The following is a 21,848-nucleotide window of genomic DNA, read 5'->3' as shown; positions in this document are numbered from 1 at the left end:
GCTGGCGAGTTCGTGTCGCTGGAAAGGGAGCTGGAGGGAACATGAGGATGACGCGCGGAAAGCTGGCGGCTGTCGGAGCGGTGGCGCTGCTGGTGCTGACCGGCTGCGGAGGCGGCGACAAGGACGAGAACGCGGTTCCGGAGACGGCCACGGGAAGCCTGGAGCACCTGGCCGGCGAGGTGAATTGCAAGCCCAATATGCAGACGGACGCCGACGAGATCCGTCAGGCGATCTGCAAGAACACCGACGGCAAGTTCATCCTGGCGACCTTCGCCACCGACCGCGGCCAGCGTGACTGGCTCAACGGCGCCAAGGACTACGGCGGTTATTACCTGGTCGGCCGGAAGTGGGTGGCCGTGGGCGAGGAGAAGATGGTTACCGCGCTGCGCGGCACGCTCGGCGGCGACATGGAGATCGGCACCGACCACTCGGGCGGCCACTCGGGGAGCGGTAGTGCGGGAACCGGGACTGAGCATCCCTCCGGTCATACCGGTCACAGCGGCTGACACGCTGGATCGAGGACGGAGGAGAGAGCCGGAGCAGGGGAGAAAGACCAGAAGGCCGGCCACGGAATTCCGTGGCCGGCCTTCTTCGGGTGGTCATTTTGTCAGGCGATTACTGGCACTGCTGACCGCCGTTGATGCACTCGACCATCTCGTTCATCAGGTTCTCGTCGAAGACGTTGATGAAGTCGTTGTGGTCGGTGATCGGCTTGTGCAACTGCTCCGGGAAGCTGTCCACCGCGAACGGGTTCTGCACCTGTCCGTTCTGGATGACCGGGGCCGGAGCGTTGTACACCAGACGGATCTGGAGCTGGGGGATCGCCTGGAAACCGTTGGCGCAAGTGCCGTCCGCCTGGACGAAGTCCACGTGGTCACGGTGATTGGCGCTGTCGATGTTCTGACCGTCCCAGCAGCTCTGGAAATTGGCCGTCCGTACTACCTTGCTGCCTTGGGGGCAGATCGGGTACTTGTCCGTCAGCTGCCTGTCCTCCAGGCCGGTGCAGCTCCAGGAGGCGTTGGCGTTCGCGTCGCCGTTGGTGAAGGCATTGGCGGCACCGGTGATGATGCGCAGCAACTTCGGCATCGCGACGACGTCGCCCTGCTTGTTGCCGACGAACTTGATCTCGGCCTGCTCGGCCTCCAGGATCGTGCCGATGTTGCCTTCCGCGCCGCCACCCTGCTCGGCGGCGTCGAACTCGTCCTTGCCGTCCTGCACCCGGAGCACCGGCCAGTAGTACGTGGACTTGTCACCCTGGTTGGTACAGCTGGTCTCGGCGTTCGCGAGGTCTTCGTCGCTGGAGAAGGCGTCGTTGTCCTGGTTGCCGACGTAGTCGTGGGTGTGGTGTGCGCCGTTGTCGACACCGGGCGCCACGATCAGGTTGTCGGAGTTGAACAGGTTGTTCGGGTTCGTACCGCAGGACGAGGTGAAGGTGCCCGTCGAACCGCCTTGCCCGTTCGCCTTCAGCCCGTTCCCGTTCGCCGGGGCGACGTTGGGCTGGACGGAGTTGATGTCGACGAAGTCGCCGGCCTCAGGACCGTTGCCCTGCTGCTGGTCGCCGCCCTGGTCGCCGCCCTGGTCGCCGCCTTGGTCACCACCTTGGTCACCGCCGTCCTGGCCACCTTGCTGGTTGTCGCCCTGGTCGCCGCCCTGGTCGCCACCTTGGTCACCGCCGCCTTGGTCGCCACCGTTCTGGCCACCGTCCTGCCCGCCTTCACCGGCGTTGGTGTCGGGTGCGTTGTCGTCGGCCTTCAGGGCGCAGGGGGCGAGCTTCTCAAGCCCCTGCGGCTTGTCGCCGGCACGGCCGAAGGCGATGGAGATGCGGTCGATGGCCGCAACCCGCTTGCTCTTCAGCGGACCGAGGATGGCGTTGTCGGCGAAGCTCGCATCCTGTTCGATAGCTTGCTTGGAATCGGCGAACCTCTTGTATGCCTCAGTGACCTGGGTATCGAGGTTTGCCAGCTCGCGGTCGACTTCCGCTCGTGCCCGGTCGGGTACGTCCTTGGGAAGGCTGAGCGAGACATCGGGGCAAGCGATGGTGGACATCTGCTGCCCGGCAGCCTTGGTCTTTGCTTGGTCGCCGGACTGGCCTTCGTGTGCGGATGCGTTCATATTGACCGCGACCAGCCCACCCCCGCCCAGGATCAAGGCGGCCGAGGCGACTATCGCCCGGTTCGCCAGCGTGGAGCGTTTTCTCGTTGTGCGTCGCATGGAACTCCTCAGCTTCATTGCCGGGTGTGGTCAGCCGGGTATCGGTTAGGGGGTTCCCGGCAGAGGAAGAAGCGCGCCCTCACATACGGGTGGGGCTCAGGGGGTGTTCAGCGGCAGATGGTTTGGAGTTGGAGTTTGTAGGAACCTCCATCAGCAAACCCGGCGTATTGCGTCGAAGTCGGGTGACGGCGACGGCCACCCGGGGTGACAGGATGGGCTCCATGACCGAGATCCAGACACCCCGACTTCTGCTGCGCCGCTGGCGTGACGACGACCTTGTCCCGATGGCTGAAATCAACGCCGATCCGGAGGTCATGGAGTGGGTCGGCGACGGCTCGGTCCGCGACCTCGACGAGACCGCCGAGGACATCGAGCGATGGGAGGAGCAGTGGGACGAGGAGGGCTTCGGCCTCTTCGCCATCGAACTGCTCGCCTCGGGCGAACTGATCGGCTTCACCGGTCTGTCCGTCCCCCCCTACCTGCCGGAGCTGGAGCACGAGGTCGAGATCTCCTGGCGGCTCGGGCGGCAGTACTGGGGCCAGGGCTACGCGTCCGAAGCCGCCGCCGCGACCCTGGAGTTCGCGCTCCAGGACCGCGGTCTCGACCGGGTGATCGGCATCGCGAGGCTGGGCAACGACGCCTCCGAGAACGTCATGCGCAAGCTCGGCATGGAACGGGAACGCGAGGCGACACACCCGGTGCACGGCTACTCGCTGTTTGTGTACGCCATCGACCTCACGGAGTACGAGGCCTGACGCGGTAGAGGGCCGGGGGACAGCTGGCCGGGGGGCGTCAGCCGCGGTCGAGGTACGCCAGCACCGCGAGCACCCGCCGGTTGTCGTCGTCCGACACCGGCAGCCCCAGCTTCCCGAAGATGTTCGAGGTGTGCTTGGCCACCGCGCGCTCCGTGACCACGAGCTGCGCGGCGATCGCGGCATTGGACCTGCCCTGTGCCACCAGCTCCATCACCTCCCGCTCGCGCGGCGTCAGACCGCCTATCGGCTTGTCCTGCGCCCGCCGCGACAGCAGCTGCGAGATCACCTGCGGATCCATCGCCGTGCCCCCCTTCGCCACCCGCCGTACCGCGTCGATGAACTGGTCCGCGTCGAAGACCCGGTCCTTGAGGAGATAGCCCACTCCGCCCCTCCCGTCGGCCAGCAGTTCACGCGCGTACAGCTGCTCCACATGCTGCGAGAGCACCAGGACCGGGAGCCCCGGCCGGGCCTGCCGCGCCGCCAGCGCGCACTGGAGCCCCTCGTCCGTGTGCGACGGCGGCAGCCGGACGTCCACGACCGCGACGTCCGGCTTCAGTTCCGCGAGGGCCCGGGTGAGCTCCGGCCCGCTCTCCACGGCGGCCAGGATCTCGAAGTCGTACGCTTCGAGCATCCGGACCAGGCCGTCGCGCAGCAGGAACAGGTCTTCGGCTAGGACAACTCGCAAGGGATCTCCATGGTGACCATGGTGGGGCCGCCCGCGGGACTGCTGACGGCCAGGACGCCGTCGAATGTACCCAGTCGGCGTTCGATTCCGCTCAGTCCGGATCCGGCCCCGATGGACGCGCCGCCCCTGCCGTCGTCCGTGACCGCGATACGCAGCGAACCGCCCGCATACGACACGTCGATCCAGATCCGGTCCGCGCCGGAGTGCTTGACCGTGTTGGTCAGCGCCTCGCTGACCGCGAAGTACGCCGCCGACTCGACCGGCGCGTCCACGCGGCCGTCCAGCTCCACATCCACGTCGATCTCGACCGGCAGCCGCAGTGCCAGGGCCTTCACCGCGTCGCCGAGGCCGCGCTCCGCGAGCACCGGCGGGTGGATGCCCCGGACCAGGTCGCGCAGCTCGGTCAGCGCCTCGGCGGAGGAGGTGCGGGCCCTGGCGAGGAGCTCCTTGGCCTGCGCCGGGTCCTTCTCGATGAGCGCCTCGATGGTGCCCAGGTTCATGCCCATGGCGACCAGACGCGCCTGCGCCCCGTCGTGCAGATCCCGCTCGATACGGCGCAGCTCGGCGGCCGAGGAGTCCAGGGCGTCGTGCCGGGTCTCGGTGAGGCGGTCGATGCGCTGCTCCAGCTCACGGTCGTGCCCCGGGGCGAGCACGGCACGGGTGAGCTTGAAGTGGGAACGGACCAGGAGCGGGTTGAATCTCACGGCGACGGTCAGCCAGACCAGACTGAGCAGCGCCGCCAGACCGGCCGTGCCCCAGCTGCTGACGGGCACGAACGAGTACCAGTAGGTGCCGGCCGCGTCGACGATCGGGATCCACAGCCCGGCGAAGAGCAGCAGGCCGAAGATGCCGTCCAGGATCAGCGACGGCGCGAGGAGCGTGACGATCGCGCCCGCCGTCATGTCGACCAGCATCCACTGCATATCTCGCCAGGTCCCGGGGTCCTTCAGCATCAGCGTGCAGCGCTCGACCTGCCCGGTGATGCCCTTGCGCATATCGCGGGGGAAGGGGCGGTAGCGGGCCGGGATCTGTACGTCCGACCACTGGGCCGCAAGCAGCCGCCGCTGGCCGGCGTGAGCCCGTACCGCCTTCAGTACGTAGGGAGTGGTGAACACCCCCACACCGATCGGGACGAGCGCGATGGAGACCACCGCCAGGGTGAAGAGCGTGATCGAACCGATCAGCGCCATCAGCGCCAGCGCGAGTCCTCGCGCGCCGGCCACTGCCGCGTCTCGTGCTGTGGTCACGTTCATGTGATTTCCCCGCGTCCCTTGTCGGCCTGTCCCGGTCAGCCAGTCTGTCCGACCTCGCGCGCGGCGGCACTGGCCCTTGGCACCGGGTGGGGGTGTACCCAGCACCACCCCCCTGCGCTCGCCTTTCGGCTCCGCGGAAGGGGGCTTTGACGGCTGGGGCGAAAGGCCGCGGCTTTCTAGCGTCGTACTCGACCTGATCGACTTATTCGGCGCTTACTTCTGGGGGCGAAAACGCCATGCGGCGCAACCTCGCGGCACGTATGGGTGTGTGGAGCGCACACCATCGCAAAACGGCGATCATCGGCTGGCTGCTCTTCGTCGTTCTGGCGACGGTGGCCGGCGGGGCGGCGGGGCTGGTGGAGGTGACCCCGGCCGAGCAGGGCACGGGCGACTCCGCACGGGCCCAGAAGATCCTCGATGACGCCGGTCTTGACCAGCCGGCCGGTGAGCTCGTCCTGGTCAGCAGCCGGACGGCGGACGGCTGGAAAGCGGCTGCGGCCGATCTGACCGATGCGCTCGGCAAGACGGGCGAGGCGACGGAGATCGAACCGCCGCTCGCCTCGAAGAGCGGAAAGGAAGCGCTCATCCGCTTCGAGATGAAGGGTGACTCGAAGACGGCGGCGGACCGGGTGCAGACCGTGCTCGACGCCGTACGGGACACGGGGCGGGCTCATACGGGCGAGCAGGGCGAGCAGGGTGAGCAGGGCGACGGGGTGGAGATCCACCAGTTCGGGCAGGCCAGCGCGGAGAAGTGGCTCGGCGATCTGCTCACCGAGGACTTCCAGCAGGCCGAGTTCACCGCCGTACCGCTGGCGCTGGGGATTCTGCTGGTCGCCTTCGGGACGGTGGTCGCGGCGCTGCTGCCGGTCGGTCTGGCGCTGACCGCGTGCATGGCGGCGTTCGGTCTGCTGTCGCTCGCCAGCCACCAGCTGCACCTGTTCCAGACGACGTACTCCGTGATGTTCCTGATGGGGCTCGCGGTCGGGGTGGACTACTGCCTGTTCTACCTGCGGCGCGAGCGGGACGAGCGGGCCGCGGGGCACGATGCCGAGACGGCGCTGCGGATCGCCGCGGCGACGAGCGGGCGGGCCGTCCTGGTCTCCGGGGTGACGGTGATGCTCGCGATGGCCGGGATGTTCCTGTCCGGGCTGATGCTCTTCAAGGGCTTCGCGCTCGCCACGATCATCGTGGTCTTCATCGCGATGCTGGGTTCGGTGACGGTGCTGCCCGCGCTGCTGGCATCGCTGGGGGACCGGATCGACGCGGGCCGGATTCCGTTCCTGAGCCGGGGCGGCAAGAAGAACGGGCGGAAGGGCGGCGGGCGGAAGGGTGCCCGGCGGGGCTCGCGGGAGAGCGGCGCGGTGGCGGGGGCGGTGCTGCGGCCCGTACTGGCGAAGCCGAAGCTGTTCGCGTTCGGCGCGGTCGTGGTGCTGCTGGTGCTGGCGGCGCCCGCGGTGGGCATGAAGACCGAAAGCCTCGGGCTGGAGAAGCAGTTCGGGTCGGATTCGGCGCTGTCGGTGGCGCACAAGAAGATCACCGAGGCCTTCCCGGTCGGTCCCGAACCGGCGCGGGTGGTCGTCAAGGCCGACGACATCGACTCGGAGCGGATGCGGGGCGCGCTCGCGAAGTTCGGCGCCGAGGACAAGACCACCGTGCACAAGGCGGAGAACGTCGCCGAGATCGAGGTGGCGCTCGCGGGCAACGGCAGCGACGGCCGCTCCAAGGACGCGCTGGCGGACCTGCGCGACAAGCGGGTGCCCGACGCGTTCGACGGGACCGGGGCGCAGGTGTACGTGGGCGGCGAACTGGCGGAGTCGGTCGACTTCAACGACCAGCTGAAGCGCGGCATCGTGCCGGTCTTCGTCTTCATCACGGCGGTCACGTTCCTGGTGATGCTGTTCTGCTTCCGGTCGTACGTCATCGCGGTGACGTCGATCCTGCTCAACCTGGGCTCGGTGGCGGCGGCGTACGGCGTCATGGTCGCGGTCTTCCAGCACGGCTGGGGCGCGTCGGCGCTCGGTACGGAGGCGGTGGGCGCGATCGAGGCGTGGATGCCGCTGTTCGTGCTGGTGGTGCTGTTCGGTCTGTCGATGGACTACCACGTGTTCGTGGTGTCGCGGATCCGCGAGGCGCGTGACCGGGGTCTGGACACGCGCGAGGCGATCAAGGAGGGCATCCGCCGCACGGCGGGCGCGGTGACCGGCGCGGCGGCGATCATGGTCGCGGTGTTCGCGGTCTTCGGGATGCTGTCCATGCAGGACATGCAGCAGATGGGCGTGGGCCTGGCGGTGGCGGTGCTGCTGGACGCGACGATCGTACGGATGGTGCTGCTGCCGTCGGTGATGGCGCTGCTGGGCGAGCGGAACTGGCGTACGCCGAAGGGCCTGGGGTGGCTGCCGCGCCCGGACCACGGCGAGGAGCCCGCGCGGGAGCCGCGCACACCGGACCTGGCGAACGCGACGCGCTGAGCTGGGGTGCCGGGGCGCCCTCCGGGGGTTGTTCCCCTACCCGCCCTCCCCCTACGCCCTGAGGGCGTGGGGGGACCCCCATCCTGTAACCAAGGGGCTTCGCCCCAGACCCCGTACCGCCCTTCGGGCGGTGTCCTCAATCGCCGGACGGGCTGGAGAATCCAGCCCCGCCGGCGATTGAGGCGCGGGGGTTCGGGGGCAGCGCCCCCGACAAGGGCCCGAGGTGCCGCTGCCCGCAACGCGGAAGGCGCCCGCCGGTCGAACCGGCGGGCGCCTTCCGAAGCAACACTCTCAAGCGACGACAGGTCAGACCTGACCGGCCTTGTCGAGCGCCGTGCAGCAGGTGTCCACGATCAGCCGGGTCACCAGGTACGGGTCGACGTTGGCGTTGGGGCGGCGGTCCTCGATGTAGCCCTTGCCGTCCTGCTCGACCTGCCACGGGATACGAACCGAGGCGCCACGGTCCGAGACGCCGTAGCTGTACTCGTTCCACGGGGCGGTCTCGTGCAGACCGGTCAGGCGGTCGTCGATGCCCGCGCCGTAGTGCTTGACGTGGTCGAGGGGCTTTGAGCCCTCACCCAGCGACTCACAGGCGGTGATGATGGCGTCGTAGCCCTCGCGCATCGCCTTGGTCGAGAAGTTGGTGTGCGCACCGGCGCCGTTCCAGTCGCCCTTGACCGGCTTCGGGTCGAGGGTCGCGGAGACGTCGAAGTCCTCGGCGGTGCGGTAGAGCAGCCAGCGCGCCAGCCACAGCTGGTCGGAGACCTCCAGCGGGGACAGCGGTCCGACCTGGAACTCCCACTGGCCGGGCATGACCTCGGCGTTGATGCCGGAGAGGCCCAGGCCCGCCTTGAGGCAGTTCTCCATGTGGGCTTCGACGATGTCGCGGCCGAAGATCTCGTCGGAGCCGACGCCGCAGTAGTAGCCGCCCTGCGCGGCGGGGAAGCCCGCCTCGGGGAAGCCCAGCGGGCGCGGGCCCTTGAAGAAGGTGTATTCCTGCTCGATGCCGAAGATCGGCTCCTGGGCGGCGAACTTCTCCGCCACCTCGGCGAGCGCGGCGCGCGTGTTGGACGCGTGCGGGGTCATGTCCGTGTTGAGGACCTCGCACATGACCAGGACGTCGTCGCCGCCCCGGATCGGGTCCGGACAGGAGAAGACGGGCTTGAGCACGCGGTCCGATGCGTGGCCCTCGGCCTGGTTGGTGCTGGACCCGTCGAAGCCCCAAATTGGCAGCTCGGCGCCGTCGCTCATTATCTTCGTCTTCGAGCGAAGCTTGGCGGTCGGCTCGGTGCCGTCGATCCAGATGTACTCAGCCTTGAAGGTCACGTACCTCATCCTTTGCGGGTGCAGCGGTATGCCGCGACAGCTTCGCAATACGGGATTTCCTCGCCGTTGCCCATGTGTGAACCCCGTGTTACGCCGGACCAGTGAGCGGACTGGCACCCTCCGTGAGGGCCGTGGCGAGGGCGCGGTGCAGTTGCAAAAGGCATTTCTATTCCATGGGCATTCGCTCTGCGACGGGCATTTCGATTCTGTGGTGTCTGTCGTATACACAGGGTGTACATAGGCGTGGTTGTGATCCGGGGCACACTGGGGCGCATGACGATTCCCGCGAAGCAGCTGCGTATCGGACTCCTCGGCACCGGACCGTGGGCGGAGCGCACCCAGGCGCCCGCGCTTGCCGCCCACCCGGATGTCGTATTCGCGGGGGTGTGGGGGAGGCGGCCCGAGGCCGCTGCCGCGCTCGCCGCCGTACATGGCACGACGGCCTACTCCGGTGTCGAGGGCGTCGAGGGCGTCGAAGGCACCGACGGCGTCGACGCGCTCTTCGCGGACTGCGACGCGGTCGCCTTCGCCCTGCCGCCGGATGTTCAGGCCCCGCTCGCGGCCCGCGCGGCGGAGGCGGGCTGCCACCTGCTGCTGGACAAGCCGGTCGCGACGACCGTGGCCGGGGCCAGGGCGGTGGCGGACGCGGCCGAGCGCGCCCGGGTCGCCTCGGTGGTCTTCTGCACGCTGCGGTACGGCGTCGAATCGGCGACCTGGATCGCCGAACAGGCGGCGGTGGGCGGCTGGTTCACGGCGCGTGCCCAGTGGCTGGGCGCGCTGTACGCGCCCGGTACGGACAACCCGTACGCCGCTTCGCCGTGGCGGCGCGAGAAGGGCGGGCTGTGGGACGTAGGGCCGCACCTGCTGTCCGTACTGCTGCCGGTGCTCGGCGACGTGACGGAGGTGACCGCGGCGCGCGGCCCGGCGGACACCACGCACATGGTGCTGCGGCACGCGTCCGGGGCGTCGAGCACGGCGACGCTGGGCCTGAACGCGCCACTGAAGGCGGCGGGCGTGAGCCTTGACCTCATCGGCGATCAGGGGACGGTGGCGCTGCCGGGCTGGGGCGACGCGGTCGGGTCGTTCGGGGCGGCGGTCGACGCGCTGCTGGAGTCGGTGCGTACGGGGCGGGCCCACGACTGCGACGTACGGTTCGGGCTGCGGCTGACGGAGATCCTGGCGGAGGCGGAGGCAGCGGCGGACGCAGCGGCGGACGCGGCAGCGGATTCCAGGGCGGTACGGGGCTGAAGGGCACCGCCCTGAAAACCGCCGGCGCTCAGCCGACCCGTTCGATCAGTGCCTTGCGGATGAGGAACTTGCCAGGCTCGCGGACCTGCTCGAAGGCGGCGTTGTTCAGCAGGGCGCAACTGCCGGAGGCGCCGGTGACCTGGACGGTCGTGGACTTGTTGTTGTCGAGGTTGGTCACCTTGAGGGTGGTGCCGACGGGGAACTGGCTGCTGGAGGCGGCGGGGGCGCCTTCCTCGCCGGAGAGGGTCACGGTGGACCCGGCGCAGACGACTTCGCCGTCGCCCTGATCGGCGGCGGGCGGCTGGGCGGCCGGGGGCGCAGCCGGTGGAGCCTGGTCGCCACCGCCACCGCCACCGCCGCCGCCACCGCCGCCGCCACCGCCCTCACCGCCCCCTCCGACCTCGCACCCCGAAGCGGCCTGCTGCCGCTGAATCTCCGCGATGACAGCCTGCCGGTTGACGATCCGCGCCTCGGCCAGGGCGTCCGGATCGGCGCGCTGCCCGGCGATGAACTTCTCGTTGCTCTGCAGGGCGGTGGCCAGTCCGTCGCAGACCACCGATCCCGATCCCTGGGATTCTTGGGATGCCTGGCTGGTGCCGGTCATCGCCACTGCCGTGCCGCCGATAGCCACGGCGGCTCCGACGAGCAGAGCGAGCTTCTTCTTCGGGCTGAGGGTCTTCTTGCGGGACACGTGGGACTCCTGTCGGGTCGGTTCCCCTGTGCCGTTGTGTACGAGTGCCCAACGCGTTCGTCTCACCCCTCTCACCTGCGACTCCCTTAAGTTTCCTTAAGGTTGGGCGGGCGGCAGCGCGCGGCACAGCGCGTCCAGCGCCCCGGCGTAGGCGTGCTCCGGCGGCGTCGCGTATCCGACGACCAGACCGTCACCGGCCGGGAGATCCGTGGACTCCGGGTGGCGGAAGTCGGCGAGCCCCTCCACCGCAAGACCCTGCCAGGCCGCCGCCTTCACCACGGCCCGTTCGCTGCCCGGCGGCAGTTCGAGTACGGCATGCAGCCCGGCCGCGATCCCAGTCACACGCACCCTCGGCGCCCGCTCCGCCAGGACCGCCACCAGCTGGTCGCGCCGCCGCCGGTGGCGCTGCCGCATTCTGCGCACATGGCGGTCGTACGCCCCCGAGGCGATGAACTCCGCGAGCGTGAGCTGCTCCGTGGCACTCGACCACTGCTCGCGCTCGCCCTTCGCCGCCACGACGTCGTCCACCAGCCGCTCGGGCAGCACCATCCAGCCGATCCGCAGGGTGGGGGAGAGGCTCTTGCTCACCGACCCCATGAGCACCACCCGGTCGGGGTCCAGACTCTGTACCGCGCCCACGGGCCGGCGATCGTAGCGAAACTCGCCGTCGTAGTCGTCCTCCAGGACCAGCCCACCCGTCGACCGCGCCCAGTCCACCACGGCGGCGCGCCGCTCCGGACCCAGCGGCCCGCCGGTCGGGAACTGGTGCGCCGGAGTCAGCAGTACCGCTCCCAGCCTGCCCAACTCACCCACGCGGGCACCATGCTCGTCGACCGGCAGCGGCACGGTGTGTACCCCGGCGTCGGCCAGCAGCGCCCGGTGGAAGGGCAGCCCGTACGCCTCCACCGCCCACCCTCGTCGTCCGCCCGTAACCGCCGCCATCAACCGCAGTCCGTGCGCGACGCCGGAACAGATGACGATCCGCCGGGGACTGGTCCGCACCCCGCGCACCCGCGCCAGATACCCGGCGAGCGCCTCCCGCAACTCGGCGCGCCCGTGCGGATCGCCGGGCCCGAAGACGTCGTGCGACGCGACGGTGAGCGCCCGCCGCGCGGCGGCGAGCCAGGCGCCGCGCGGAAAGGCGGAGGGGTCGGGCCGGCCCTGGACCAGGTCGTACGTGGGCCGGTGGGAGTGGTCCGGGGTGCGCTGCCTGCGTACGGGACTCGTCGGCGCGACCTGCTGCGCGGCAACCCGGGTCCCCGACCCCTGGCGCGCGGTGAGCCACCCCTCGGCGACGAGTTCGGCGTACGCGTCGGCGGCGGTATTACGGGCGATCCCGAGGTCGGCGGCGAGGGAGCGGTAGGGCGGCAGCCGCGTACCCGGAGCGAGCCGTCCACTCCGGACGGCCTCGCGCAGGGCCCGCATCAGTACGGCGCGTTTGCTGCCAGGACCCGTCAGCTCCAGATGCAGATCCGCACCCAGGCTCTCCGCCGGATTGACCCATGATTCTGCCACTGAAATGCACCCTACTACCGGTCGATCTGCCTCTTAGATTCGTACGTATGACGTCAACACAGATCGACCAGCCCGCCGCTCGCTTGAACTTCGCGAAGCTGGCACCGAAAGCCTTCCGCGCCGTGATCGGCCTGGACGCGGCGGCCCGCGAAGGCCTGGACCCGACGCTCGTAGAACTGGTTCAGATCCGTTCCTCGCAGCTCAACCACTGCGCGTACTGCCTGCATATGCACACCTCCGACGCCCGCAAGGCGGGCGAGAGCGAGGAGCGCCTGCACATGACGGCCGTATGGCGGGAGGCGGCTCACTTCTTCACGGAGAAGGAACAAGCGGCGCTCGCGCTCACCGAGGCGGTCACGCGGCCGGCGGCCGGCGGAGTCCCGGACGCGGTGTACGCCCGGGCCGCGGCCCACTTCGAGGAGCGGGAGCTGGCTCAGCTCCTCGCCCTGATCTTCACGATCAACACCTGGAACCGGATCGCGCTCGCCACAGGAAAGGTGGCGGGCACGGACGAACGCTGACGGTTCAGATCGGGGTTCAGATCCAGGTTCAGATCCGGATTCCGATCCCCGCCTCGTCGAGTACGGCGTGCATGTCGTCGACCGGGAGCGTCGGGTTGGCCGCCGCGTAGTAGGCGGTCTCCGGTTCGGCCAGCAGCTCCCGCACACGCGCCAGGGACAGCCGGGGATCGCGCGCCGCGGTGCCGCGTACGGACGGATCGGTATCGCGGCTGAGCCGTTCGATCAGCTCCGGCGTCGCCTCCGGATCGCGCATGGCCAGCTCGCGGCAGCGCGCGTGCTCGGAGTCCCCGAACCGGGCGGCGAGCCCGGCCCTCGGGAAGCGCGGGTTGACGATCAGCATGCCGACGGCCTGGTGCGCGCCGTGCAGATACAGGTCGAGGAGCAGTTCCGGGGGCGGCTCCGGATGGAACTCGGCGAGCATCAGGCGTACGGCGAAATCGTCGTCGTCCGCGAGGAGTTGGACCAGATCCGGGGGCAGGCCCGGGCAGACGGCGGCGCTGCGGCGCAGCCAGGTGTGCGCGGAGGTCGCGCAGCGGCGCAGTACGCCGGAGTCGGCGCGGGCGTCCCACACCCAGTCCAGCGTGGGCAGCCGGTCATCGGGACCGACCGCGTACTTGACGGCGGCGCGCTCGTCCTCGGTCAGCTCGGGGCGGGCGGAGACCGCGAGCCGTACGTCCGGATCGGGGTCGGTGGCGAGGCGTGCCACGAGATCGGAGGGGAGCGAGGGATTGTGGGCGAGGGCTGCGAGATGGCGCTCCTCGGCCACCATCCACTCGGCCACGGCACGGCTCAGGAGGCCGTGCTTGAGCGGTTGAACGAGCTGCCAGTCAGGTCCCTCCTGCCGGATGAGCTCCGTGGTGCGCTCCTCGTCCTGGTGGCAGACGCGCAGCGACGCGGCGCGCCAGACGTCGTAGTGCTCATCATCGAGCAGTGACTGCCGTGTCTCGTCGCCGAGTTGGTCCCAGGCCCGGCAGGCGACGACGCGGAAGGCCGGTTCCGGGTGGTCGGCGAGCCCCGCGACGATGTGCGCCGGGATGGCCGGTGACATGAGCGTCTCGTGCCGGACCCGGTCGCGGGGGTGGCTGAGCAGCCGCTCGTACGCCCAGTCGGGCAGCGGCTCCACCTTCGTACGGTTCGGAAGGGGGCCTGTCGCCACCGCCAGAACGTTCCTGCTCCGCGGATCGTCGAGCAGCCGGGCGCGCTGCTCCGGAGGCACGTTCCAGGACTCGGCGAAGGCGTTACGGACGGCGGGGTCGGCGTGGCCGAGGACCGCTTCGATGACGTCCTGCGGCAGGTTCTTCCGCCACATGACGGTGGAGTGGAGGCGGTACCGGTCGGAGTCGAGGAGGCGGAGCAGCACGCTGCTGGGCGCGGCAGTATTGGCGGCTGTCCCACTGACCGCGTCCAGGTAATGGCCCGTCATTCTGTCCGGCCGATGGCGTCCCGTACGGCTTCTTCCGTACGCCCCACGACGGCGGTCCCGTCGTCGGCGGTGATGATCGGCCGCTGAATCAGCTGCGGACGCTGCGCCAGCGCGGCGATCCACCGCTCCCGCGACGCGTCGTCCCGCGCCCACTCCTCGATCCCGATCGCCGCGGCCTCCTGGGTCCGCGTGATGTCCCACGGCTCCAGCCCGAGCCGTCCGAGGACGGCCCGGATCTCGTCCTCGGTCGGCACGTCGTCCAGGTAGCGCCGGACGGTGTACGAGGCTCCTTCGGCGTCGAGCAGATCGATGGCGCCGCGACACTTGGAACAGGCCGGATTGATCCAGATCTCCATGCCGCCACCGTACCGTCCAACTGCCCGTCAAATTCCTCTGGTAAGGCGTCTGGCCAGGGCTGATTGTCAGTGGTGGCCGGTAGAATGAACAGTAGTTCGGGATGGTCCCGCCACCGCGCCAGGAGGTTGCCGATGGCCGTTGCCACACTCATGACGAAGCCCGTTTACAAGCCGCTGAAGAAGAAGCCGCTCCCGGCCGGACAGCCGCGCGAGTGGTACGTCTCGCACAACCGCCGCCTGAAGGCCATGCGTCTGTCGATCGCCCTGCTGGACTCGGGCGTCTACCACCCGGCGACGGCGGACAACGCCAGGATACGAGCGACGGCGGAGCGCATCGGGGTCCACCCGCCGTCGGACACGACGTGCCGGATGGTGCGGGCACTGATCCGCTACGGCCGCTGACCCGGTGAGGGGGGCGGGGCTTCAGACCACCTGAAGCCCCGCCTTCAGGGCCGCTTCGAGCCGCGCCTTCACGCCAGGCCACTCCTCGCCGAGGATCGAGAAGTACACGGTGTCCCGCCACGTCCCGTCCGGCCGCTGCCGGTGACGGCGCAGCACGCCCTCGCGCTGGGCGCCGAGGCGGGCGATTGCGGTCTGCGAACGCTGATTCATGTGATCGGTCTTCAACTGCACGCGCCCCATGCCCAGCTCTTCGAATGCGTGGGTCAACAGCAGCAATTTCGCCTCGCTGTTGACGCCCGAGCGCCAGTACGCGCGGCCGTACCAGGTCGCCCCGATCTCCAGGCGCTCGTGCTCCGCGTCGATGTCCATGAAGCAGGTCCAGCCGATGGCCTGCCCGGACGCGCGATGGATGACGGCGAAGGGTACGTACGTGCCGTGCTCTGCGGCTCCGAGCAGGTCGCCGAGCTTGACCCGGAACTTGTCCTGCGTCTGCGGAGCGGGCCCGTCCTGCCAGCGCCACACCTCTTCGTCCCCGCCGCCCGCGGCGAAGAGGTCGGCGAGGTGCTCCATGGTCAGGGGTTCAAGGCGCACGTGGTGGCCGGTCAGCGTCACGGGCGAGGGTGTCTTGGCAGGCATGGCTCGAAACCGTAACCGGATTCTGCACTAGTCGCAATATTATTTTGCACTAGTGCAATATCGGTCAGTCGGTGCCGGACTCCATCGCGGCGTGGTCGAGGAGTTCGTCGTCGCCGGAAGCCTCGCCGCGGGAGGCAATCGCTGCGGCTCCGCCCTTGGGCATCGCGCCGATCAGCCCGGTCGAAGCGGCCTGGGCCGCGCCGATCATCGTCGGGTGGGAGCTGCCGACCATGCCGAGTCCGGCGTACTGCTCAAGTTTGGCGCGGGAGTCGGCGATGTCGAGGTTGCGCATGGTGAGCTGGCCGATGCGGTCGACCGGACTGAAGGCGGAGTCCTCGGTCCGTTCCATGGAGAGTTTGTCGGGGTGGTAGCTGAATGCCGGTCCGGAGGTGTTGAGGAGGGAGTAGTCCTCTCCGCGCCGCAGGCGCAGGGTCACCTCGCCGGTGACCGCCGTCCCGACCCAGCGCTGGAGCGACTCGCGGATCATCAGGGCCTGCGGGTCGAGCCAGCGGCCTTCGTACAGCAGCCGTCCCAGCCGTCGTCCCTCGTTGTGGTAGATGGCGAGGGTGTCCTCGTTGTGGATGGCATTGACCAGCCGCTCGTACGCCGCGTGCAGCAGTGCCATGCCCGGTGCCTCGTAGATGCCCCGGCTCTTGGCCTCGATGATCCGGTTCTCGATCTGGTCGGACATTCCCATGCCGTGCCGGCCGCCGATGGCGTTGGCCTCCAGCACCAGGTCGACGGGGGAGGGGAATTCCTTGCCGTTGAGGGTGACCGGACGTCCCTGCTCGAAGCCGATCGTGACGTCCTCGGTGGCGATCTCGACGGAGGAGTCCCAGAACCGCGCGCCCATGATCGGTTCGACGAGTTCCATACCCGCGTCGAGGTGCTCGAGCGCCTTGGCCTCGTGGGTCGCGCCCCAGATGTTGGCGTCGGTGGAGTAGGCCTTCTCGGCGCTGTCCCGATAGGGCAGGTCGCGGGCGGCCAGCCATTCGGACATCTCACTGCGGCCGCCGAGCTCGCTGACGAAGCCGGCGTCCAGCCACGGCTTGTAGATCCGCAGGGAGGGGTTGGCGAGCAGGCCGTAACGGTAGAACCGCTCGATGTCGTTGCCCTTGTAGGTCGAGCCGTCGCCCCAGATCTGCACGTCGTCCTCGAGCATCGCGCGTACCAGCAGGGTGCCGGTGACGGCCCGTCCGAGCGGGGTGGTGTTGAAGTAGGTGCGTCCGCCGGACCGGATGTGGAAGGCCCCGCAGGCCATGGCCGCGAGCCCCTCCTCGACGAGGGCGGCCCGGCAGTCGACCAGCCGGGCGACCTCCGCGCCGTACGCCTTGGCGCGCCTGGGCACCGAGGCGATGTCGGGCTCGTCGTACTGGCCGATGTCGGCGGTGTACGTGCAGGGCACCGCACCCCTCTCGCGCATCCAGGCGACCGCGACCGAGGTGTCGAGCCCCCCGGAGAAGGCGATCCCGACACGTTCACCGACAGGCAGGGAGGAGAGTACTTTGGACATGGGTATGAGTATGCAGGTCGAGACATTTTCATGCAACCTGCTCGTCCGCCCCCGCGCTGTGGGCGGCGGTCCTCCCAGAGGTGGAAGCGAACCGCCGCCGGGCTTCGTTCGCCGAGAACGACACGCGCCGACCTCCGAGTGTGTCTGATGCGATGCGTGATCTTCCGGGTGACGACCAAAGGCCCCTCGTTACTCTCCGTAGAGAATTTCGAGAGGCCTCAGTCTGCGGAATTCTGGCTGACGATCTGTATTTCTAGATGTCGAAGTAGAGTCCGAAGAAGGCTCTGAGCTGCGGTGATTCATCGTCGTAGGCAAGGTCGGTGCACAACGGGTGCACATGGCCCCGTGGCGGACCGTGCCCTCTCGACTTGCAGTGGGTTCAATGGCCGGAGCGGGAAAGCCGCCGGGTGAGGCCAGAGATGACGGTTGTGGCCAGAAGCCAACCGGCTACGGCACTTACCCAGGCGGCCCACGCGGTGTCGCTGGACGGGATGAACGCCTTCTCCTGGCCGAGGTCGAGGACAGGCAGGATGAGGTCAAGGGCAAAAGCGACGGGTTGGAAGGCTGGACTGTTGGTGCGGGCGGGCTGTGGCGGCACTGCCGTGAAGATGACGGCGACGACTGAAGTGAGGGCAACGAGCCAGATGAGAGCGCGCCCTGGGCGGTAGCCGTAGCCGACGGTGAGGTCTTCGAAATACCCCCACAGGCGGGCAGGAGGTCGTGAGGAGCTGCGTCGTCTTCTGTGGCGGGCAAGCTGCACAGATCGGGCGTCGTCGTCGTGGCCGAGCTGTCGATAGTGGGCGGCCAATCGTTCGTACGGCTGGGGGTTGTAGCTGTCGCTGCGATCGAGCCATGCCAGACGTTGGTTTGCCGGCAGTACGGGGCGGAGGTCTTGATAGGCCAGTCCGTCCAGCTCGATCCGCAGCGGCCATGAGGCGGGGGAGTCGTCGATACGTCCGATGGTCGCAGCGCGAAGGTCAAACGCCGAGGGCAGCGTGCTGAGCGATGTCACGTTCAGGATGCCCACGGTCGCACCGTGCAGATCGATGGTCGACGAGTCGGTGAATGTGGAGTCGGACAACTGCAGCGCTCCCTTGACCTCCGCACGGGGCAGGGTGACGTCTCCAGCTACGGTCGCGCCGTCGTCCAACTCGAGGTTGGCCTGGACGTGTGCTCCTGGGGCGCGCAATGCGTGGCGGTGGTGTGATGTGAGGGTGCTGCCGGACAGCTCCAGCGATTCGCCGATGGCGGCGGCGAACAGGTTGACACCGCCATGAGCCGTCATGCTGCGGCCGTAGATCCCTCCGCCGACGCTTACCGAGGGGGCGTTGATCGCCCAGCCAGTGACATTGCGTATTTCGGCACGGTTGAACCAGCACTGACCTCCGATCGCTGCTCCAAACAGAGAGATACCGCCACCGTCAACGGACACACCTGTGCAACGTAGGTCCTGGGCGAGGCGGATGCCATCACAACGAAGAGCTGTACGTGTCGCGTGGCTCAGCTGTCCCTCGGTCACCTCAAGCGTGAAAGCCTCAGCGCCCCACAAGTTGAACCCGCCCGAGGCATTTACGGACCGCGCGTACAGCCCACCGCCGATGTGTAACTGGGGCGCGCGCAAGGCATAGCCGGTTCCTTCGCTGGTGAGCTCGGCACCGTTGAGCCACACATCACCGACGACGTCAGCCCTGAACAGGGATATAGCACCGCTGATCGTCCGGACAAGTACTAGATCACCTTCCACCCGCGCCCTGTCTGCATTCAGGCCGGGGAGAATGGAACCAGTCAAGTCAACAGCGCGGAGTGAGGCGTCACTCAGCTCAACCGCCGATTCGAAGCGACAGTCGACGAGAGCCACAGGAATTTCAACCGTTGCGTAGGGTAGCCGAAGTTTGCCCGTGATGGTGGCTCCGACCAGATGGAGTTGCGACACCGCACCCGGTTCTGGAGGGGGCGGCTCCAGTAGAAGGCAGGCGATGGCCTCCGCTGCGACCTCCCGGTTTGCCGAGCGAGACACCTGCCCGGTGCTCCCAGACGCAGGAGCAGCGAGATCCAACGCAACGCCCGCGCGCATCGCGTGCCACAACTGCTGAGCGTTCGCTGACCATTGATCCGGTGGTGTAGACATACCTCATTCCAGCATCATGCGGTGTGACCTTGGCTGGAGGAGGCTCCTCCCTGCTTGCACGAAGGAGCGCGGACGGGAGTTTCAATCGATTCCGCACGGTGCATCCTGTCTCTCATGGCTGACACACCCCAGGAACAACTCAACGGGTTCGTACAGGCAATCAACGACCTTCACATAGCCACCGTGCGTGACGAGGATGCCCGTGCGGCATCCGAAGCCGCCGCCAACCTCCACTCGGGCAGCGGCTACCTCGACGCACCGATGGAGGTGCTTGAAGCGTTCTCACGGGCCATCGAGATCGGCTACGCGGCAGCCCTCCAAGACGTACGCCAAGGCAAGTTCGACACGGACATCGCGGAGTGGCGACCCGAACTCCTCGAACGCGAGTGAGGGGTGCGATGCCAGGTCATGCGGCGGTTCGGTAGCGCCAGCCGATCGCCTTGCGGGCCTTCTCGACCGCACCCGTAACACGGTGGACGTACCGGCGGAGCGTGAATGCGGGATCTTCGTGGCCAAGCAGGTCTGCGAGGGTGTAGACGTCCACGCCCTCGTTGATCGCCTCGGAGGCGAAGAGGTGCCTTAGAGCGTGCATCATCTTGTCGCGGCAGGCTTCCCATTTGCGGCCCTTGCCGACGGATGCGTCGTTCACCGCCTTGATGATGCCGATGGCCTCTAGGGCCGCCTTCCAGAGGTAGTTGAAATAGTTCTTGTTGAGCGCCTTGCGCTCGCGCGTGGTGAACATGAGGCGCACGGTGACCAGCTCGCCGTCCTTCTCCAGCCACGGCAGCGTGACCTCGACCGGTGGGAATGTGCGCATGTGCTCGTGCAACCGTGTCGCCAAGTCCTCGTCGAGGGGGACGTATCGGTCCTTCGAGTCGTCCTTGGTGCCGCCCTTGGGCGGAGCGAAGACGAGCGTGCCACGGTGATGCGTGATCTGGCGACAGATGCGGACGGTCTTGTCGTCCTCCGACCAGTCCACGTCGTCCGGGCTGAAGCCGAATATCTCGCCCTGCCGCATCCCGAGCCCTCGGCCGCAGTCGACCGTGGCCTGATATCGGTCGGGCAGCTGCTTGCGCAGGTCGTCCGTCTCCTCCCAGGAGAGCGGCACATCTTTGGCCGACTTCTTCGACCGCCTGGGCTTAACGCGCTTGACCGACCCGGTCTCGCAGGGGTTCTTCGGGATCAGGTCGTCGTCTACCGCCATGGCGAGGATTGACGACAGGTGGGTGAAGATCAGGCCGACTGTGGTCTCGTCGAGGACCTGTAGCCGGCGCTTGATCCACGTCTGGACCGTGGACGCCCTGACCTCTCGCAGTTTGAGACCCCCCAAGGGCCCGATGATGTGGTTACGGACGCGGGACTCGTACTGGTGGTACGTCCGGGGGTTACCGAACGTCTGGTTCGCCAACCACTGCTCAGCGATCGTTTTGAGCAGCGTGTCGCCCTTCTTCGGGGCGATGTACGTGCCGTCGTCGACGGCCCCGAGCATCCGCGTCAGATGCTGGCGCGCGTCCTCGTAGCGATCGAAGCTCTCGCTCTGCTGCTGCCCATCGGGGTCACGCCATCGGGCCAGCCACCTTTTTCCGCGCCCGTGTTCACGGGACGGCACCTTGCCGTGGGCCTTGCACTTCTCGTCACCGGGTTGCGGGCGCTTCTTGTGCCAGCGGTCGTACGGCTCAGCCACGAAGGGTCTCCCGTATGCGGTTGAAGGTCTGGGCCGCGGAGTGGGAGACGGCACCGTGAGCCGCCCACTGGGGCAGCAGAGCACTTGCGGATACGCCGAGGGCGGCGGCGATGGCGAATAGGTCGTCCACGTCGCAACGGCGACGACCGGGTTCGGTGCGGCTCACGGCGATATTGGTCATCGGACGAGCCAGGGCAGCGCAGCGCTTGGCGAGCTGCCGCTGGGTGAAGCGGCATGCCACACGGGCGGCCTCGATATTGCCGGCCGCGTAGATTTCGGCCGGTCCGATTTCGATGGGTAAGTAGCCATGAGGGATATCTGTAACTCGAAATCGGCGGCCATGGCAATAGTTAGTTCTAAAACTCTACAGAACTTGCAGGCGCGGGATGCTTCGGCAGAAAAGGGCGATTCGGTGTATCGAGAATTGGGTGGTACGGTCCCGCGCTGCTACGACGGGTCCCGGTATTGGCGGTAGCCGTAGAGGGCCGCTGGCCTGCCACTCCCCGGCGGCGGATCGCTGAGTACCTACGGAAACTTTCGAAGGAGAACCGGACGGGCGGGCGAACTTTTTGGTCAACCGGCGATCCGCTCTTACAGTTATGACTTATTCGATCGTCCCGCCATTCGGGTCGGCCGCAGAATGCCCAGAGGTGCATGTGGGCAGAGCCCGAAGTGTGTGGCTTTCTTGCCCATGCCCGTCGCCTACAACCGATATGGAGTGCCCTTGACCAACGGATTTCCTCGCCCCGCCACGGCCGCCGCGCGTGGTCGGCTCGCCACGCCCGCTGAGGTCGCTGAATACCTCGGGGTGCCGGTGAAGACCCTCTACCAGTGGAAGTACCGGGGTATCGGCCCGAAAGTCCACAAGGTCGGTCGACACCTGCGCTACCGCTGGCGCGAGGTCGACACCTGGCTCGACCAGCAGACCTCGTATGACCTCACGGCATGACTCACGGGGAAACAGTCCGGCCCCTCGGTGTGCCAACGCCGGGGGCCGGAGATTCCCCTAAGCATCGCCCATCCCTGAACGACT

Annotated in this window: 21 protein-coding genes; 8 read left to right on the top strand and 13 right to left on the bottom strand. The window is 68.2% G+C overall.

The window, feature by feature from the left end; all coding sequences use genetic code 11:
• Positions 1 to 41 precede the first annotated feature (41 nt).
• Positions 42 to 506, top strand: a complete 465-nt coding sequence (locus tag ACIHCQ_RS27995) for a hypothetical protein (RefSeq protein ID WP_399667950.1) — start codon at positions 42 to 44, stop codon at positions 504 to 506.
• A gap of 109 nt (positions 507 to 615) precedes the next feature.
• Here the strand turns inward: ACIHCQ_RS27995 and ACIHCQ_RS27990 are convergent, their stop codons facing one another.
• Complete coding sequence (locus ACIHCQ_RS27990; protein WP_399667947.1) at positions 616 to 2,211, bottom strand: DUF1996 domain-containing protein; 1,596 nt, start codon at positions 2,209 to 2,211, stop codon at positions 616 to 618.
• 221 nt (positions 2,212 to 2,432) lie between these two features.
• On the opposite strand from ACIHCQ_RS27990, the gene ACIHCQ_RS27985 reads away from it, so the two are divergent.
• Complete coding sequence (locus ACIHCQ_RS27985; protein WP_399667944.1) at positions 2,433 to 2,966, top strand: GNAT family N-acetyltransferase; 534 nt, start codon at positions 2,433 to 2,435, stop codon at positions 2,964 to 2,966.
• A 37-nt stretch (positions 2,967 to 3,003) separates the two neighbouring features.
• On the opposite strand, the gene ACIHCQ_RS27980 is transcribed toward ACIHCQ_RS27985, so the two are convergent.
• Entirely contained in the window at positions 3,004 to 3,651 is a 648-nt protein-coding gene (locus ACIHCQ_RS27980; protein WP_399667941.1) for a LuxR C-terminal-related transcriptional regulator, read from the bottom strand.
• Positions 3,636 to 4,904, bottom strand: coding sequence for a sensor histidine kinase (locus tag ACIHCQ_RS27975; protein WP_399667938.1), 1,269 nt, complete (start codon positions 4,902 to 4,904; stop codon positions 3,636 to 3,638). The genes ACIHCQ_RS27980 and ACIHCQ_RS27975 overlap by 16 nt, the downstream gene beginning before the upstream one ends.
• Before the next feature lie 236 nt (positions 4,905 to 5,140).
• On the opposite strand from ACIHCQ_RS27975, the gene ACIHCQ_RS27970 reads away from it, so the two are divergent.
• Entirely contained in the window at positions 5,141 to 7,372 is a 2,232-nt protein-coding gene (locus tag ACIHCQ_RS27970) for an MMPL family transporter (RefSeq protein ID WP_399667935.1), read from the top strand.
• 306 nt (positions 7,373 to 7,678) lie between these two features.
• Here ACIHCQ_RS27970 and glnII read toward each other — a convergent pair whose 3' ends face one another.
• Positions 7,679 to 8,698, bottom strand: coding sequence for a glutamine synthetase (gene glnII / locus ACIHCQ_RS27965; RefSeq protein WP_399667932.1), 1,020 nt, complete (start codon positions 8,696 to 8,698; stop codon positions 7,679 to 7,681).
• 273 nt (positions 8,699 to 8,971) lie between these two features.
• Between glnII and ACIHCQ_RS27960 the strand changes: the two genes are divergently transcribed.
• Positions 8,972 to 9,946 carry a Gfo/Idh/MocA family protein gene (locus tag ACIHCQ_RS27960; RefSeq protein WP_399667929.1) on the top strand — a complete coding sequence of 325 codons (975 nt, stop codon included), beginning with the start codon at positions 8,972 to 8,974 and terminating at the stop codon, positions 9,944 to 9,946.
• Between the two features lie 28 nt (positions 9,947 to 9,974).
• Here ACIHCQ_RS27960 and ACIHCQ_RS27955 read toward each other — a convergent pair whose 3' ends face one another.
• Entirely contained in the window at positions 9,975 to 10,637 is a 663-nt protein-coding gene (locus ACIHCQ_RS27955) for a hypothetical protein (RefSeq protein ID WP_399667926.1), read from the bottom strand.
• Between the two features lie 96 nt (positions 10,638 to 10,733).
• On the bottom strand, positions 10,734 to 12,152 hold the full coding sequence (locus ACIHCQ_RS27950) for a PLP-dependent aminotransferase family protein (RefSeq protein WP_399667922.1): 1,419 nt from the start codon (positions 12,150 to 12,152) through the stop codon (positions 10,734 to 10,736).
• A gap of 47 nt (positions 12,153 to 12,199) precedes the next feature.
• On the opposite strand from ACIHCQ_RS27950, the gene ACIHCQ_RS27945 reads away from it, so the two are divergent.
• Positions 12,200 to 12,673 (top strand): carboxymuconolactone decarboxylase family protein, encoded by a 474-nt coding sequence (locus tag ACIHCQ_RS27945; protein WP_399667919.1) that lies wholly within the window; start codon positions 12,200 to 12,202, stop codon positions 12,671 to 12,673.
• A gap of 28 nt (positions 12,674 to 12,701) precedes the next feature.
• On the opposite strand, the gene ACIHCQ_RS27940 is transcribed toward ACIHCQ_RS27945, so the two are convergent.
• Both ACIHCQ_RS27940 and ACIHCQ_RS27935 read right to left on the bottom strand, forming a co-directional pair.
• Positions 12,702 to 14,096, bottom strand: a complete 1,395-nt coding sequence (locus ACIHCQ_RS27940) for a hypothetical protein (RefSeq protein ID WP_399667917.1) — start codon at positions 14,094 to 14,096, stop codon at positions 12,702 to 12,704.
• Positions 14,093 to 14,452, bottom strand: coding sequence for an ArsC/Spx/MgsR family protein (locus ACIHCQ_RS27935; protein WP_399667914.1), 360 nt, complete (start codon positions 14,450 to 14,452; stop codon positions 14,093 to 14,095). The genes ACIHCQ_RS27940 and ACIHCQ_RS27935 overlap by 4 nt, the downstream gene beginning before the upstream one ends.
• Before the next feature lie 132 nt (positions 14,453 to 14,584).
• Here ACIHCQ_RS27935 and ACIHCQ_RS27930 point away from each other — a divergent pair, with 132 nt between their 5' ends.
• The gene (locus ACIHCQ_RS27930; protein ID WP_399667911.1) at positions 14,585 to 14,854 is read left to right on the top strand and encodes a hypothetical protein; all 270 of its coding nucleotides are present in this window, start codon (positions 14,585 to 14,587) and stop codon (positions 14,852 to 14,854) included.
• Between the two features lie 21 nt (positions 14,855 to 14,875).
• Here the strand turns inward: ACIHCQ_RS27930 and ACIHCQ_RS27925 are convergent, their stop codons facing one another.
• The 3 genes from ACIHCQ_RS27925 to ACIHCQ_RS27915 form a co-directional block, all read right to left on the bottom strand.
• Positions 14,876 to 15,490: a GNAT family N-acetyltransferase gene (locus ACIHCQ_RS27925; RefSeq protein ID WP_399667907.1), complete on the bottom strand. Its 615-nt coding sequence runs from the start codon at positions 15,488 to 15,490 to the stop codon at positions 14,876 to 14,878.
• 64 nt (positions 15,491 to 15,554) lie between these two features.
• Positions 15,555 to 17,003, bottom strand: coding sequence for an argininosuccinate synthase (gene argG / locus ACIHCQ_RS27920; RefSeq protein ID WP_399667904.1), 1,449 nt, complete (start codon positions 17,001 to 17,003; stop codon positions 15,555 to 15,557).
• A 379-nt stretch (positions 17,004 to 17,382) separates the two neighbouring features.
• On the bottom strand, positions 17,383 to 18,861 hold the full coding sequence (locus ACIHCQ_RS27915) for a hypothetical protein (protein ID WP_399667901.1): 1,479 nt from the start codon (positions 18,859 to 18,861) through the stop codon (positions 17,383 to 17,385).
• Positions 18,862 to 19,245: 384 nt separating this feature from the next.
• Here ACIHCQ_RS27915 and ACIHCQ_RS27910 point away from each other — a divergent pair, with 384 nt between their 5' ends.
• Positions 19,246 to 19,521, top strand: coding sequence for a hypothetical protein (locus ACIHCQ_RS27910; RefSeq protein ID WP_399667898.1), 276 nt, complete (start codon positions 19,246 to 19,248; stop codon positions 19,519 to 19,521).
• Between the two features lie 16 nt (positions 19,522 to 19,537).
• Here the strand turns inward: ACIHCQ_RS27910 and ACIHCQ_RS27905 are convergent, their stop codons facing one another.
• Positions 19,538 to 20,815 (bottom strand): tyrosine-type recombinase/integrase, encoded by a 1,278-nt coding sequence (locus ACIHCQ_RS27905; RefSeq protein WP_399667895.1) that lies wholly within the window; start codon positions 20,813 to 20,815, stop codon positions 19,538 to 19,540.
• Positions 20,808 to 21,056: a helix-turn-helix domain-containing protein gene (locus ACIHCQ_RS27900; RefSeq protein WP_399667892.1), complete on the bottom strand. Its 249-nt coding sequence runs from the start codon at positions 21,054 to 21,056 to the stop codon at positions 20,808 to 20,810. Before ACIHCQ_RS27900 ends, ACIHCQ_RS27905 begins: the two co-directional genes overlap by 8 nt.
• A 450-nt stretch (positions 21,057 to 21,506) precedes the next feature.
• On the opposite strand from ACIHCQ_RS27900, the gene ACIHCQ_RS27895 reads away from it, so the two are divergent.
• Positions 21,507 to 21,764, top strand: coding sequence for a helix-turn-helix transcriptional regulator (locus tag ACIHCQ_RS27895; protein ID WP_399668263.1), 258 nt, complete (start codon positions 21,507 to 21,509; stop codon positions 21,762 to 21,764).
• Positions 21,765 to 21,848 lie beyond the last annotated feature (84 nt).

The sequence above is a fragment of the Streptomyces sp. NPDC052236 genome (assembly GCF_044548015.1).
In the GTDB taxonomy this organism is placed as follows: domain Bacteria; phylum Actinomycetota; class Actinomycetes; order Streptomycetales; family Streptomycetaceae; genus Streptomyces.
This window is presented reverse-complemented; position numbering and strand designations above follow the sequence as displayed.

Coding starts and splice junctions, on each gene's coding strand:
- ACIHCQ_RS27935 (WP_399667914.1), bottom strand. CDS start 14,452: ATGGAGATCTGGATCAATCCGGCCTGTTCCAAGTGTCGCGGCGCCATC.
- argG (WP_399667904.1), bottom strand. CDS start 17,003: ATGTCCAAAGTACTCTCCTCCCTGCCTGTCGGTGAACGTGTCGGGATC.
- ACIHCQ_RS27990 (WP_399667947.1), bottom strand. CDS start 2,211: ATGCGACGCACAACGAGAAAACGCTCCACGCTGGCGAACCGGGCGATA.
- ACIHCQ_RS27985 (WP_399667944.1), top strand. CDS start 2,433: ATGACCGAGATCCAGACACCCCGACTTCTGCTGCGCCGCTGGCGTGAC.
- ACIHCQ_RS27895 (WP_399668263.1), top strand. CDS start 21,507: ATGCCCGTCGCCTACAACCGATATGGAGTGCCCTTGACCAACGGATTT.
- ACIHCQ_RS27960 (WP_399667929.1), top strand. CDS start 8,972: ATGACGATTCCCGCGAAGCAGCTGCGTATCGGACTCCTCGGCACCGGA.
- ACIHCQ_RS27910 (WP_399667898.1), top strand. CDS start 19,246: ATGGCTGACACACCCCAGGAACAACTCAACGGGTTCGTACAGGCAATC.
- ACIHCQ_RS27975 (WP_399667938.1), bottom strand. CDS start 4,904: ATGAACGTGACCACAGCACGAGACGCGGCAGTGGCCGGCGCGCGAGGA.
- ACIHCQ_RS27995 (WP_399667950.1), top strand. CDS start 42: ATGAGGATGACGCGCGGAAAGCTGGCGGCTGTCGGAGCGGTGGCGCTG.
- ACIHCQ_RS27930 (WP_399667911.1), top strand. CDS start 14,585: ATGGCCGTTGCCACACTCATGACGAAGCCCGTTTACAAGCCGCTGAAG.
- ACIHCQ_RS27970 (WP_399667935.1), top strand. CDS start 5,141: ATGCGGCGCAACCTCGCGGCACGTATGGGTGTGTGGAGCGCACACCAT.
- ACIHCQ_RS27925 (WP_399667907.1), bottom strand. CDS start 15,490: ATGCCTGCCAAGACACCCTCGCCCGTGACGCTGACCGGCCACCACGTG.
- ACIHCQ_RS27940 (WP_399667917.1), bottom strand. CDS start 14,096: ATGACGGGCCATTACCTGGACGCGGTCAGTGGGACAGCCGCCAATACT.
- ACIHCQ_RS27945 (WP_399667919.1), top strand. CDS start 12,200: ATGACGTCAACACAGATCGACCAGCCCGCCGCTCGCTTGAACTTCGCG.